The following is a 12,486-nucleotide window of genomic DNA, read 5'->3' as shown; positions in this document are numbered from 1 at the left end:
TCCGCGCCGTCCGCGCGGCACCATCCGATGTCAGCGTGCGGCTTGCTCGCGCAGCGTGTTGAGCCGATCGAGATCGCCGGAGTAGTTCCGTTTGCCGATCATGAATGCGGCGGCTGCGACGAGCGGTGCGAACGGCACCAGTTGCAACGCGCCCAGCAGACCGATCCGGTCGGCGATGATTCCCGTCAAAACAGCCGCCGGCGCGAGGCCCAGCAGGTTGTTCGCGAGCGTCAGCGTCGCAAACGCCGAGGCGTGAATGGTCGGCGGCGTCAGGTTCGCCACCATCGCACCCGACGGGCCGCTCGCACCGGCGCAGAAGAACATGCCGACGCCGATCACGACCAGTTGCCACGGCCCCGCCGGCATCTGGAAGCCGATCGCGAGCAGGACGAAACAGGCGAGGCAGAAGGCGATCGCAGCGCTCCACTTGCGTTCCCGCACGTTCTTGCTGAGCCGGTCGGCGAGGTTTCCGCACACCACCATGCCCACCCCGGTCACCAGCACGAACACCGCCGCGCACATCGCAGCCTTGCCGGTGGCCATGCCGTAGTAGCGATTCAGGAAGCTCGGCATCCACGCCCACACGGCGGCGGGAACCATCAGATGCAGACCGCTGCCCACATAGGCGCACACCACGGACTTCGTCGAAAACAAGCCCTTCATCAGCTCGCGCAGGCTCATGCGCATGCCGCGCGTTTGCGTCTGCTTCGTCACGCTCGCCGGCTGCAGCGGCGTAAGACGCTTTTCGGTGACGACGAGGCGGTAGATCACGACCAGCACAATCCCCATCGCGGCCATCGCGCCGAATGCGGAGCGCCAGCCGAGGTGAGCCGCCACCGCGCCGCCGAGCGCCATGCCCAGCACCGAGCCGAACGCGCCGCCCGCCATGAAGGTGCCGGTCAGCGTGGAGCGCAGCCGCACCGGGAAGATGCTCAGGACAACTGCGATACCGACACTGCCATAAGCCGCTTCGCCGATCCCGACGAAGGCCCGCGCCAGCAGCAACTGCCCATAGTTGGCCGAGATCGCGCAGCCCACCGTCGCGAGACTCCACATCGCCGCCATCAGCACGATGCTCTTCACGCGGCCCCAGCGGTCGGCCAGCACCGACAGCGGGAACGTGAGCACACCGACCATCAGCGCGACCACGCTGCTGAGCGAACCCAGCTGCGCATCGGACAAATTCCATGCCGCTTTGAGCGGCGGAAACACGGCATTCAACACCTGCCGCGACATATAGTCGGAAAGCAGCAATCCGACCGTCAACGCAAACACCACCCACGCATAAGCGCGCACATCCGTCTTTGCTGCCGAAACTTCGCCCGCCGTGGGCGCTGCATGCTGAACAAGCATGTTTAGTCTCCTTCCACGCTGACTCCGTGGCGGCCGCCTTGCCCGCCTGGGCCGACGACCTGTTATGGATTCAGCTATCTGCTCCCGCGATGCAGCGGGAGCGTTACCCATGAAGCCCGGCCTCGGCCAACGCGTCGGCCCGGACTTCCGGCATTCACGCCGCGCGAAGCGGCAGGTTCCTGACGCCGGCCTGGCGGTTCGGCGCCATCCCGTTGGCGCTGAGCGTTTCTTCGACCGTCTCGTACTGCACACCAATACGATAGATCTCGCGCGCTTCTTTACCAGTGGCGATTTCGCGGCCCAGTTCGCGCGCGACGCGCACGCACTGCTCGATCTGCTGCACCGACGTGAAGCGCTTACCGTGCTGATCGATGATCGTGTCCTCGATGCCGCAGCGCGGATGCAGGCCCATCGACATCGCCATCATGTTGAACGGCAGCACGTTCTTCAGCAGCGACTCGGCGGTGACCGTGCAGCCATCCGGCGCGCGATGCACGAAGTTGAAGAAGTTGAACGGATTCGGGCCGTCGAAGCCGCCACCGATGCCGATCCACGTCAGGTTCAGCGGGCCCTTGTAGACGCCCTTGCGCACGAGGCGCTCGAGCGTTTCGAGCGCGTGAATGCCGGTGAGCTGAAAGTGCGGCTGGATGCCCGAAGCCTGCAGGCGGCGCAGATGCTCCTCGACCCATGCGGGACCGGCCGGAACCGTCATTTCGCTGTAGGCGGCCATGAACGCGGGGTTGGAAAGCGAGGTGCCCGCCAGATACTCGGGATAGAGCAACTCCATGATGTTCATCTGCGTGGTATTGATCGCGACCGTCACCTGATCGGGCTTCGGATCGAGCTCGGCCAGCATATGGCGCGTATCGTCGGACAGCCACTTCGCGGCCTGTCCGTCGTCTTCCGGCGCGAACGAGATCGAGCCGCCGACCTGAATGATCATGTCGGGCACAGCGGCGCGCACACCCGCGATCAGCTCATTGAACTTCGACAGGCGCTTCGAGCCCTTGCCGTCCAGTTCGCGCACGTGCAGGTGCAGTACCGTGGCGCCGGCGTTGTAGCAATCGACGGCCTTCTGGATCTGCTGGTCCATCGTCACGGGGATGTCTTCCGGGAAGTCCGCGGGCATCCATTCCGGGCCGTAAGGGGCGGTGGTGATGACTACCTTGTCCTGATTCTCAGGGTGCAGCGAATCGTCGAGAAATTGCATTTGATTGCCTCCATCCAGTTGTGAAGTGACTGTGTTCCGCTATCGCGAGGTCGCATGAAAATCTGCTGGAACACATCGAACGACATGTGCACACGATACGGGAATCAAGCGCTACACTTTTATGATTGGACGCCATCCTTTTAGCGATTCGTGCCACTGCGCGTTAACACCAATAATTGCGCGAAGCAAGCGTTTAATGACTAGAAAAAGACTCAGCGTTTGAATCGTCCGGAGAAACTACGATGGAAACGATGGTGACGTCGGTAGCCATGAGCGGTTATTTCGAGGTGGCGCGACGGCTCGGACTGAACCCGGTCGAGCTCGCGAAACAGGCCGGCATCGATGCCGGCGCGCTCGCGAATCCGGACGATCGCGTATCGGCCACCGCCTGTTGCCGGCTGCTCGAAATGACGGCCGAAAAGGCGTCGTGCCCGACCCTCGCGCTGCAAATGGCGGAAACGCGGCAGACCTTCGGCAGCGGCGTGATCAATGTCCTGCTCGCACACAAGCGCACGCTGCGCGAAGTCTTGCTGGCCGCGGCCGAATACCGTCATCTGCTCAACGAAGCGCTGGCGGTGTACGTCGAGGACGCGGACAAAACGGTCACCATTCGGGAGGAACTCGTCGTCGCACCGGGTACCCCAACGAAGCAGGCGATCGAACTGGCACTCGGCGTCCTCGCGCGGCACTCCAGCGCTCTGCTCGGCAAGTTCTGGAAACCGCGAGAGCTCCATTTCACACACGCCGCACCCGCGGACCTGACGTTTCATCGGCGCTTCTTCGGTTGTCCGCTGCAGTTCGGCAGCGACTTCAACGGCTTCGTCTGCGCGAGCGCCGATCTCGACTACCCGAATCCGCTGGCCGATCCTGAACTCGTGCGCTATGCGGAAAGCCTCGCCTCGCCCAAGAACGCGAGCGCAGCGGAATCGGCCGCGCTGGAAGTGCGCAAGGCGATCTACCTGCTGCTGCCGCTCGAGCAGGCGAACGCCGAGCTGGTTGCACGTTATTTGCATCTGAGCGTGCGCACCATGCAACGGCAGCTTAGTTCGGCCGGCACCAGCTTTTCGGATCAGGTCGAGGAAGTCCGCGGCGAACTCGCGGTGCGCTACATGAGCAATCCCACCTACCCCATCGGACGCGTCTCGGCGCTGCTCGGCTACGCGCAACAGGGATCGTTCACGAACTGGTTCGTGTCGCGCTTCCACATGACGCCGCGCGACTGGCGCGCGAGCCATGCGAAGTGACGACGAAAAAAAACGGAGTGCGATGCACTGAACATCACACTCCGTCGTTGCCGCACACGCTATCGCGATCCGGCTCATGCGGCGCGAAGCTTCACGTAGCGGCCCGGTGCGCTCTCGATAGCCTTGTACTTCCTATTGCCGAGCTTGGTGCGCGCTTCGACCTGCTCTCCGGAATGCTGCTTGACCCATTCGATCCAGTGATTCCACCAGCTGCCGCGCTGCTGAACCGACGTCGCGAGCCACTCGTCGGCGTTCTCGTTGCAGGTATCGTTGGTCCGGTAGCTGCGCTTGTTCTTCGACGCCGGATTGATCACACCCGCGATATGGCCGCTCGCCCCGAGCACGAACTCGGTTTGACCACCCAGTAGCTGCGTCGACTGATAGGCGGATCGCCACGGCACGATGTGATCTTCCTCGGCCGCCATCAGATAGCTTGGGATATCGACGTTGCCAAGATCCACCGGCGTGTTGCAGAACGTCAGTTTGTTCGGCACGCGCAGACTGTTTTCGAGGTACATGTTGCGCAGATAGAAGCTGTACATCGGACCGGGCAGATTGGTCGTGTCCGCGTTCCAGTACAGCAGATCGAACGCGGCTGGGGTTTTGCCTTTCAGGTAGTTGTTCACGACGTACGGCCAGATCAGATCGTTGGCACGCAGCGCCTGAAATACGAAGCCGAGTTCGCGGCCCGGATAAAGGCCGCCGCGGCCGATCGTATGCTCGCGCATCGCCACGCCCTGCTCGTCGATGAACACGCCGAGATCGCCCGGATCGGTGAAGTCGAGCAGTGCCGTCAACAGTGTCAGGCTCGCCACCGGGTCGTCGCCGTTCGCACGCGTGACCGCCAGCGCCGACGACAGCATCGTGCCGCCCACGCACCAGCCCAATGCATTGACCTGGTCGGCTCGGCTAATCTCACGCGCCACCTTGAGCGCCTGCATCACGCCGTCCTCGAGGTAGGCGTCCCACGTGGTCTGCGCCATGTCCTGCTGCGGGTTGCGCCACGACACGACGAACACCGTCAGGCCCTGCTCGCAGGCGAAGCGCACAAACGAATTCTCGGGCTGCAGATCCAGAATGTAGAACTTGTTGATGCACGGCGGAACGATCACGAGCGGCCGCGCGGCGACCTTCGAAGTCAGCGGATCGTACTGGATCAGCTGAAACAGATCGTTTTCATAAACCACCGCACCACTGGACGTGGCGACGCTACGGCCCACTTCGAACGCGCTTCGGTCGGTGATCGAAATCGAGCCGCTGCCCAGATCGTCGAGCAGATGCGTGACGCCCGACAGCAGGCTCGAGCCGCCCGATTCCACTGCCTCCCGGAGGACCTCGGGATTCGTCGCGAGGAAATTCGCGGGGCTGGCGAAGTCGATGAACTGGCGCATGAAAAAGCGCAGCTTGTGCTTGCCCTTTTCGTCGAGCGCACTTGCCTCGACGAAGTCCGCGAGCGCCCTGGCGTTGATCAGATAGCTCTGTTTCAGAAGGCTGTACCAGCCGTTGCTGGACCAGTCGTCGGCGTGAAAGCGCCGGTCTCCCTGCTCGGGCTCGGCGACCGCCTTCAACTCCGTGCGCCCGCCGATCAATCCGCCGACGGCATCGCTCCACAGTTGCGCCTGCTGTTGCAGGTAGTGGGCGCTCGTGTGGGTCACGGAGCCTCGCGCGAACGGCCCGTCGAAATCGAAGTCCGAGCCGTCGATGTCATGCACCGACACATCGAATTCATCCTTGAGCGGCGAAAACCGCCAGAAATCGAAGCCGGCCTTGACCCAGCCCGTAGAAAACTCTTGTGGCATGCTGAATGGCATTCTCATGGCGGGGCTCGCTGTCATGCTTCGCTGACGGCGCAAGCCGCGTCCTCGACGACACGGTCGCGGCAGCTTGTCGGCATCACCGTGGCGTCGCCTTCGACCACCACCTTGCCGCCGACCGTGCAAACGGTGGACAGCACCACGCGGCGCTTGTCGTGAATCAGTTCCTTGACGGTCACTTCGGCCTGCACGGTGTCGCCGGGCCGGACCGGCGCCTTGAAGCGCAGGTTCTGACCGAGGTAGATCGTGCCCGGGCCGGGCAGTTGCCCCGCGAGCGCCGCGGAGATGATGCTGGCAGTCAGCATGCCGTGAGCGATGCGCCCCTTGAAGGGTGTGGTTTGCGCAAACTGCTCGTTGATGTGAACCGCGTTCATGTCTCCCGACGCGCTCGCGAAGAACAGAATGTCCGCCTCCGTGATGGTCTTGGCGAACCGGGCACTCATACCCGGTTGCAGGTCTTCGAAATCGTATCCGTTAAGCTCGTTCATAGTTATTCCGCTTGCTGGGGGCGCTTAGCCGAGCGCCTGCTCGAGTTCCGGCACGATGGTGAACAGATCGCCGACGAGGCCGTAGTCGGCCACGCTGAAGATCGGCGCTTCTTCGTCCTTGTTGATCGCGACGATGACCTTCGAGTCCTTCATGCCGGCCAGATGCTGGATCGCGCCCGAGATGCCGACCGCGACGTACAGTTGCGGCGCGACGATCTTGCCGGTCTGGCCGACCTGATAGTCGTTCGGCACGAAGCCCGCGTCGACGGCTGCGCGCGATGCGCCCAGCGCCGCGCCGAGCTTGTCGGCCAGCGGCTCGAGCACCTTCGTGTAGTTCTCGCCATTGCCCAGACCCCGGCCACCCGACACGATGATCTTCGCGCTCGTCAGTTCCGGGCGATCGAGCTTCGTCACTTCGCGGCTCACGAACTGCGAGATGCCTGCGTCGGCTGCGGCTTCGATCTTTTCGACCGCTGCGCTGCCGCCTTCGGCTGCGACGGCGTCGAAACCGGTCGAGCGCACGGTGATGACCTTGATCGGGTCCTGAGACTGAACCGTTGCGATCGCGTTGCCCGCATAAATAGGACGCTCGAACGTGTCGGCGCTGTCCACCGCGGTGATGTCGCTGATCTGCGCGACGTCGAGCTTCGCGGCGATTCGCGGGGCGATGTTCTTGCCGTAAGCGGTCGCCGGCGCGAGGATGTGCGAGTAGTTCTTCGCCGCATCTTGTACCAGCTTCAACACCGTCGCTTCGACGTTTTCCGCGAGCCCTTCGGCCAGCTGCGGCGCGTCGGCGAGCAGCACCCTGCTCACGCCCGCAATCTTCGCTGCCGCATCGGCCGCAGCCTGCGCGTTATGCCCCGCGACCAGCACGTGAATCTCACCGCCGATCTTCTGTGCCGCTGCGATCGTATTCAGCGTCGCGGCCTTGATCGATGCATTGTCGTGTTCTGCTACTACCAGGTTAACCAGATTCGTCATTTCTTGCGTCTCCTCACAGCACCTTGGCTTCGGTCTTCAGCTTCTCGACCAGCGTCTTCACGTCCGGCACCTTCACACCGGCGGAGCGCTTCGGAGGCTCGGCGACTTTCAGCGTCTTCAGACGCGGCGTGACATCGACGCCGAGGTCTTCGGGCTTCACCGTTTCCAGCGGCTTTTTCTTGGCCTTCATGATGTTCGGCAGCGTCACGTAGCGCGGCTCGTTCAGGCGCAGATCGGTCGTGACCACGGCCGGCAGCGTCAGCGACAGCGTTTCCGCGCCGCCATCCACTTCACGCGATACCGTTGCCTTGCCATCCGCCACGACCACCTTCGACGCGAACGTCGCCTGCGGCAGGTTCGCCAGCGCGGCGAGCATCTGGCCGGTCTGGTTGGAGTCGTCGTCGATCGCCTGCTTGCCCAGAATGACGAGCGAAGGCTGCTCCTTGTCGACCAGCGCCTTGAGCAGCTTGGCAACGGCCAGCGGCTGCAGGTCTTCGTTCGATTCGATCAGGATCGCGCGGTCCGCGCCGATTGCAAGCGCGGTGCGCAGCGTTTCCTGCGACTGCGTCACACCGGCCGACACGGCGATCACTTCGGTCGCGACGCCCGCTTCCTTCAGCCGCACGGCTTCTTCAACCGCGATTTCGTCGAATGGATTCATCGACATTTTCACGTTCGCGATATCGACGCCCGTGCCGTCCGACTTCGCGCGGACCTTCACGTTGTAGTCGACCACTCGCTTGACTGCTACAAGAACTCTCACAACTCCCTCCTTCCCACACCGATAGGGCCGGGCCCTATCGTTTTGAATGACATTACGTCCGTTGATCGATCAGAACTGGTCTTCGCGCAGCGCCAGCGCGCCTTCGCCATCGCGAGCACCGCGGATCGTCGCTTCGAGCGCGATCGCACGGGGCAATATCTGCGTCGCGTAGGTGTGCGCGGTCGCGATCTTCGCGTCGTAGAAGCCCGGGTCTTCATCGCGCTTGTCGGCAGCGAGCACCAGCGAGCGGGCGACTTGCCAACCCGCGAGCACGACGCCCGCAAGCATCAGATAAGAGACACTGCCCGCGAACACCGCATTCGGATCGCTCTTGACGTTCTCCACCACGTAACGCACCGCGCTGTGCAACGCGTCGCGGCCGGCGGACAGATGACGGTGCATCGCCTGGAAAGCCGCGTTCGAACCATACGAGGGGTGCTCTTGCACCGCGTCCAGCGTCGCGTCGATCTGCGCGAGCAGCATCCCGGCCACCTCGCCGTTGTCGCGCATCGTCTTGCGGCCGACGAGGTCGTTCGCCTGGATCGCCGTCGTGCCTTCGTAGATCGGCAGAATGCGCGCGTCGCGGTAGTACTGCGCGGCGCCGGTTTCCTCGATGAAGCCCATGCCGCCATGCACCTGCACGCCGAGGCTCGTCACCTCGAGCGACATCTCCGTGCTCCAGCCCTTCACGATCGGCACCAGGTATTCATAGATCGCCTGATGATTCGCACGCGTCGCGCCGTCCGGATGACAATGCGCGAGATCGCAATGCGACGCCGACACATAGGCCAGCGCGCGTGCGCCTTCGGTCAGTGCGCGCATCGTCGACAGCATGCGACGCACGTCCGGGTGCTGGATGATCGCGACCGACTGCTTCGCGGAGCCATCCACCGGACGGCTCTGCACGCGCTCCTTCGCATACGCGACGGCCTGCTGGTACGCGCGATCCGAGATCGCCACGCCCTGCACGCCCACCGCGAAGCGCGCGGCATTCATCATGATGAACATGTACTCCAGACCGCGGTTCTCCTCGCCGACGAGCTGCCCGATCGCGCCGCCGTGATCGCCGAACTGCAGCACTGCCGTCGGGCTCGCCTTGATGCCGAGCTTGTGTTCGATCGACACGCAATGCACGTCGTTGCGCTCGCCGAGCGAGCCGTCTTCGTTGACGAGGAACTTCGGCACGACGAACAGCGAAATGCCTTTCACACCTTCCGGTGCGTTCGGCGTACGTGCGAGCACCAGATGCACGATGTTTTCCGTCATATCGTGCTCGCCCCATGTGATGAAAATCTTCGTGCCGAAGATCCGGTACGAGCCGTCGCCCTGCGGCTCGGCGCGGGTGCGCACCAGCGACAGGTCGGAGCCCGCCTGCGGCTCGGTCAGGTTCATCGTGCCGGTCCACTCGCCGGAAATCATCTTCGGCACGTAGCGCTGCTTCAGTTCTTCGCTACCCGCCGTCAGCAGCGCTTCGATGGCGCCGTCGGTCAAGAGCGGGCACAGCCCCAGCGACAGGTTGGCGGCGTTGAGCATTTCGATGCAGGGCGTCGACAGCAGCTTCGGCAGATCCTGGCCGCCGTATTCAGACGGATGTTGCAAACCCTGCCAGCCGCCTTCGGTGAATTGACGAAACGCGTCCTTGAAACCGGCCGTGGCGGTCACCGCACCGTCCTTCCAGGTGCTCGGGTTGCGGTCGCCGTCCACGTTCAGCGGCGCGAGCACGCCTTCGTGCAGGCGCGCGGCCTCTTCGAGCACCGCGCGAGCGGTATCGGCGCTCGCGTCCTCGCAGCCGGGCAAGCCCGCCAGTTGGTCGATTCCGGCCAGTTCCGTGATTGCAAACAGCATGTCTTTGAGAGGCGCGACGTAGCTCATTACCATTCTTCCGATCAGATAGTCCGTAGGGAAAGTCACCCGTCTGGCACCAATGCGGCCGGGGTAACGTGTGGCTGAATCGTAGCGTCGGAGAGGCCCTGCCCGGTTGTCCAAACTGGACGATCTATTGACATCTCTGGCCACGTCGGAGGAAGTAAGCGCCCCGTGGGAAGTGCGTCGGCGGGTGCTATCGACGCAATGATATGACGAGATCAGCCACCCCGGCGATAGGCCGCCGGGGTGCTGCCGGTCCAGTGACGGAAGGCCCTGTGGAATGCGGTGGGGTCGCCGAAGCCGACGTCGCCGGCGATGATGGCGATGGGCTCGTGCGTGCCGGTCAGGCGCTGGATCGCGATGTCGCGGCGCAGTTCGTCCTTGAGCACCTGGAACGCCGTGCCCTCGGCGGCAAGATGACGGCACAGCGTTCTGACCGAACAGTGCAGGCCTTCCGCCGCCTCTTCGATGGATGGGACGTCGGGCAACCGGGACGCGAGATGTTCCCGCACGCGATGACTGAACAGCTGCTCGTTGAACGACACGAAGATCCAGTCTTCCGGCGCACGAGCGAGAAACCTGCGCAGGTTCGCCTTGCGCTGGCGCACGGGCAGGTCGAAATAGCTACTGCTGAACTGCATCGAGGTCTGATTGCAGTCGAACTTCGCCGGTCCGGGAAACAGATAGAGATACTCGAGCGCGTGAGCAGGACGGGGAAAGGCGAACTGCACCTGGAGCAACGCAATGCGCTGGCCGATCAGCCAGGACGCGATCCCATGCGCGAGCTTCAGCATCAGCTCCTGGCCCAGCGTGCTCGGTTGCGCTCCCGTGCTTCCCGGATGCAAGGCCAGCGTCGCAACGAGGTCGCCGCGGCGCGACTCGAAACGGAAGTCGTCGAGCACCAGATGGAAGAACTGGCCAAACCGATGCATCGCGGTTTCGAGATTCGGCGCATCCAGCAGGCTCAGACACAGAAACTTGAGCGCGCCGCTGCGCAGCGGGCGCGAGAAAATGCCGGGCATCTCATCGTCGAGTTCGATTGCGAGCGAGCGGTAGAGCGTCGAGAACTGTTCCTCGGTGACGCGCGCGCCAGGCTGGTCCAGCAGCGCGCGCGGGATGTTCGCGCCGGACAGGTGCCGGTCGACGATATCCGGCCGCGTACCGACGCTGCCGAGGAACCCATTGACGAGCGAGATCGGTACGGTGGCGCCAGGAGCTTGCATGACGGGGTTCCGCGAGGCGAAGACGCATCAGCATAGCGCCTACCGCCGCATCGTGGCGAGGGTTCGGCGAATCGCTGCTACGCGAGTGCCGCGTTCGGGGCCCCGCGGTTCCGATAGCTGGTCGGCTATTGCGCCGATGCGTGCGAGCGCAGATACGGCACGTAGCCGTTCTGAGTCTTCAGGATCTTCTCGGCGCACTCGTCATAGTCGTCGCCCTTCGCGCTGTCGGGCCCATACATGCCGCGGCACTGCGCAAACAGCGACAGCGTCGCGCCGCCCGTGCTCTTGTTCGCGCGGGTCGCTGAGAAAGCGGCCTTGCCCGAATCGTCGGGCACGTCGGTATCGATCGCGACCGCGTCCGCGCGGATCACGTGCGTGTCGGAATGCTGCTCGATATAGCGTTTCGTCGCCGCCCACGCGGCATCGCAGTTCGCCGGCGTGCAGTCGATCACCGCGTCGCGTTGCGCGGCGCGGAGGTTCGGCTCGCTATGAAGGATTTCCTGCTGGGCGCGCTGCGCCTGCTTTTCCGGGGACGACGAGCAGGCGGCGAGTGCGCATGCGACGAGTGCGAAGGCTGCGATCTTTTTCATGAGTAGACTTCGAAGGCCATGTTCGAGCGCGATTATAGCCGCGTGAGGACCGCGATCGCGCATTCAACCCACCGCAACGGCCGCTAAGTATTCGCCACCAGCAGTTCCTCCGCATTGGCCGGCGGGCGCAGTCCATCCGTGCGAACCGCGAAGTAGCGCTGCGTCAGATCGGCCGCGGACACATGCCGCGCGTCGTCAAAGCCCGCTTCACGCGCCATGGCGATCATCTGCTGCGGCATGAAGAAGCTGATGAACGGTGTACCGCTCGCACGCGCGCCCTTCTCCGCCATTTCGAGTCCGGGGCGCACATCCGGGTCCGCCATCTCCAGCGGCAACAGGAACGTCATCGCGAACGTCGAGCCGCGCGCGAGCCCGGCCGCTTCGCGCAGCGTCGCCGCATTCGCTTCTGTGGTCAGATACATGCTGACACCGGTCGACACCACGACGGCCGGCCTGCTTTCGTCGAAGCCTTCGGCGACGAGACGCTGCCGCCAGCTATCGCCCGCTTCGAAGTCGACCGGCACGAAACGCAGCCAGTCCGGCAGGCCGTAACCCAATTCGCTGAGCCGCTCACGCTTCCACGTTTGCGGTCCCGGCGGATCGACTTCGAACACGGTGAGCCGCGACGCGATGTCGGGCCGGCGTTGCGCGAAGCTGTCGAGACCGGCGCCGAGGATCACGTATTGATCCACACCGCGGCCGGCCTGCTCGACGACCAGATCCTCGATAAAGCGTGCGCGCGCGACGATCGACGCACGAAACGGCCGCGTGAACCGCGGGTCCATGTCGCCGCGGCTGCGCCAATCCTCGGCGGGAGCCAGCAATTGCAAGCCGACTTCGTCTTCGAGCACGTGCGGCGGCGCGTCGGCCTGCACGTGCAGCGCACGCCATAGCGCGACGCGCGCGGCGGTGCTGTCGGGTGCGATGTGTGGTTGGTTGCTCATGGTATTCGCC

The 12,486-nt window shown here is 63.9% G+C and carries 11 protein-coding genes; 1 reads left to right on the top strand and 10 read right to left on the bottom strand.

Features of this window, described 5'->3' with window-relative positions; all coding sequences use genetic code 11:
- Nucleotides 1-30 precede the first annotated feature (30 nt).
- Entirely contained in the window at nucleotides 31-1,353 is a 1,323-nt protein-coding gene (locus tag AB3X95_RS17585) for an MFS transporter (protein ID WP_368622030.1), read from the bottom strand.
- A gap of 154 nt (nucleotides 1,354-1,507) precedes the next feature.
- Nucleotides 1,508-2,563 (bottom strand): 3-keto-5-aminohexanoate cleavage protein, encoded by a 1,056-nt coding sequence (locus tag AB3X95_RS17580; RefSeq protein ID WP_368622029.1) that lies wholly within the window; start codon nucleotides 2,561-2,563, stop codon nucleotides 1,508-1,510.
- Between the two features lie 242 nt (nucleotides 2,564-2,805).
- Between AB3X95_RS17580 and AB3X95_RS17575 the strand changes: the two genes are divergently transcribed.
- Nucleotides 2,806-3,807 (top strand): AraC family transcriptional regulator, encoded by a 1,002-nt coding sequence (locus AB3X95_RS17575; protein WP_176107713.1) that lies wholly within the window; start codon nucleotides 2,806-2,808, stop codon nucleotides 3,805-3,807.
- 74 nt (nucleotides 3,808-3,881) lie between these two features.
- Here the strand turns inward: AB3X95_RS17575 and phaC are convergent, their stop codons facing one another.
- From phaC to AB3X95_RS17535, 8 genes are all read right to left on the bottom strand, one after another.
- Complete coding sequence (gene phaC / locus AB3X95_RS17570) at nucleotides 3,882-5,624, bottom strand: class I poly(R)-hydroxyalkanoic acid synthase (protein ID WP_368622028.1); 1,743 nt, start codon at nucleotides 5,622-5,624, stop codon at nucleotides 3,882-3,884.
- A 14-nt stretch (nucleotides 5,625-5,638) separates the two neighbouring features.
- Entirely contained in the window at nucleotides 5,639-6,109 is a 471-nt protein-coding gene (locus AB3X95_RS17565) for a MaoC family dehydratase (RefSeq protein WP_368622027.1), read from the bottom strand.
- A 24-nt stretch (nucleotides 6,110-6,133) separates the two neighbouring features.
- Nucleotides 6,134-7,081, bottom strand: coding sequence for an electron transfer flavoprotein subunit alpha/FixB family protein (locus AB3X95_RS17560; RefSeq protein ID WP_368622115.1), 948 nt, complete (start codon nucleotides 7,079-7,081; stop codon nucleotides 6,134-6,136).
- A 22-nt stretch (nucleotides 7,082-7,103) separates the two neighbouring features.
- Nucleotides 7,104-7,853, bottom strand: coding sequence for an electron transfer flavoprotein subunit beta/FixA family protein (locus AB3X95_RS17555; RefSeq protein WP_176120758.1), 750 nt, complete (start codon nucleotides 7,851-7,853; stop codon nucleotides 7,104-7,106).
- Between the two features lie 69 nt (nucleotides 7,854-7,922).
- Entirely contained in the window at nucleotides 7,923-9,725 is a 1,803-nt protein-coding gene (locus tag AB3X95_RS17550) for an acyl-CoA dehydrogenase (protein ID WP_368622026.1), read from the bottom strand.
- 212 nt (nucleotides 9,726-9,937) lie between these two features.
- The gene (locus tag AB3X95_RS17545; protein ID WP_176120756.1) at nucleotides 9,938-10,942 is read right to left on the bottom strand and encodes an AraC family transcriptional regulator; all 1,005 of its coding nucleotides are present in this window, start codon (nucleotides 10,940-10,942) and stop codon (nucleotides 9,938-9,940) included.
- A 125-nt stretch (nucleotides 10,943-11,067) separates the two neighbouring features.
- Nucleotides 11,068-11,532: a hypothetical protein gene (locus AB3X95_RS17540; RefSeq protein WP_176107707.1), complete on the bottom strand. Its 465-nt coding sequence runs from the start codon at nucleotides 11,530-11,532 to the stop codon at nucleotides 11,068-11,070.
- An 83-nt stretch (nucleotides 11,533-11,615) separates the two neighbouring features.
- On the bottom strand, nucleotides 11,616-12,476 hold the full coding sequence (locus tag AB3X95_RS17535; RefSeq protein ID WP_184229008.1) for a class I SAM-dependent methyltransferase: 861 nt from the start codon (nucleotides 12,474-12,476) through the stop codon (nucleotides 11,616-11,618).
- Between the last annotated feature and the right edge of the window lie 10 nt (nucleotides 12,477-12,486).

The sequence above is a fragment of the Paraburkholderia sp. BR13444 genome (genome assembly GCF_040948755.1).
Taxonomy (GTDB): domain Bacteria; phylum Pseudomonadota; class Gammaproteobacteria; order Burkholderiales; family Burkholderiaceae; genus Paraburkholderia; species Paraburkholderia youngii.
Note: the sequence above shows the minus strand (reverse complement) of the source record. Positions and strands in the feature narration are given on the sequence as shown.

Excerpts from the sequence above, each read along its gene's own strand:
- AB3X95_RS17580 (WP_368622029.1), bottom strand. The coding sequence starts at position 2,563 with ATGCAATTTCTCGACGATTCGCTGCACCCTGAGAATCAGGACAAGGTA.
- AB3X95_RS17540 (WP_176107707.1), bottom strand. The coding sequence starts at position 11,532 with ATGAAAAAGATCGCAGCCTTCGCACTCGTCGCATGCGCACTCGCCGCC.
- AB3X95_RS17550 (WP_368622026.1), bottom strand. The coding sequence starts at position 9,725 with ATGAGCTACGTCGCGCCTCTCAAAGACATGCTGTTTGCAATCACGGAA.
- AB3X95_RS17585 (WP_368622030.1), bottom strand. The coding sequence starts at position 1,353 with ATGCTTGTTCAGCATGCAGCGCCCACGGCGGGCGAAGTTTCGGCAGCA.
- AB3X95_RS17535 (WP_184229008.1), bottom strand. The coding sequence starts at position 12,476 with ATGAGCAACCAACCACACATCGCACCCGACAGCACCGCCGCGCGCGTC.
- phaC (WP_368622028.1), bottom strand. The coding sequence starts at position 5,624 with ATGAGAATGCCATTCAGCATGCCACAAGAGTTTTCTACGGGCTGGGTC.
- AB3X95_RS17545 (WP_176120756.1), bottom strand. The coding sequence starts at position 10,942 with ATGCAAGCTCCTGGCGCCACCGTACCGATCTCGCTCGTCAATGGGTTC.
- AB3X95_RS17575 (WP_176107713.1), top strand. The coding sequence starts at position 2,806 with ATGGAAACGATGGTGACGTCGGTAGCCATGAGCGGTTATTTCGAGGTG.
- AB3X95_RS17565 (WP_368622027.1), bottom strand. The coding sequence starts at position 6,109 with ATGAACGAGCTTAACGGATACGATTTCGAAGACCTGCAACCGGGTATG.